Annotated in this window: 1 rRNA gene; it reads left to right on the top strand. The window is 40.2% G+C overall.

The annotated features are described in order from the left end of the window. Positions 1-218: 218 nt before the first annotated feature. A 16S ribosomal RNA gene (locus tag ACQRBN_RS17475) occupies positions 219-291 on the top strand; the annotation flags it as partial.

Genomic DNA, 291 nt, shown 5'->3' with positions numbered 1-291 from the left:
ACAACAAAGAACCTTGATAATTAAACAATAGACAACAACCCTGAAGATTTCTTTAAGAGAAAAATTCAGAACGAGACATTTAAAATGTCGGACCTTAAAACAGTAAAAGGGATAAGAAAGCTAGTAGTTTTCTTGAACTGGATTAACGAAATGAAGTTCCATCGGCGAAGCCGAGGAACGATTGATTTGCTAAGCATCGGAGATGCAAAGCAAATCATATCAACGAGAGTTTGATCCTGGCTCAGGATGAACGCTGGCGGCGTGCTTAACACATGCAAGTCGAGCGAAGCA

It is taken from the genome of Bariatricus sp. SGI.154 (assembly GCF_050313795.1).
Classification (GTDB): Bacteria; Bacillota; Clostridia; order Lachnospirales; family Lachnospiraceae; genus CAMBRQ01.
The sequence above is the reverse complement of the archived record's forward strand: the minus strand, read 5'-3'. Positions and strand labels throughout refer to the sequence as shown.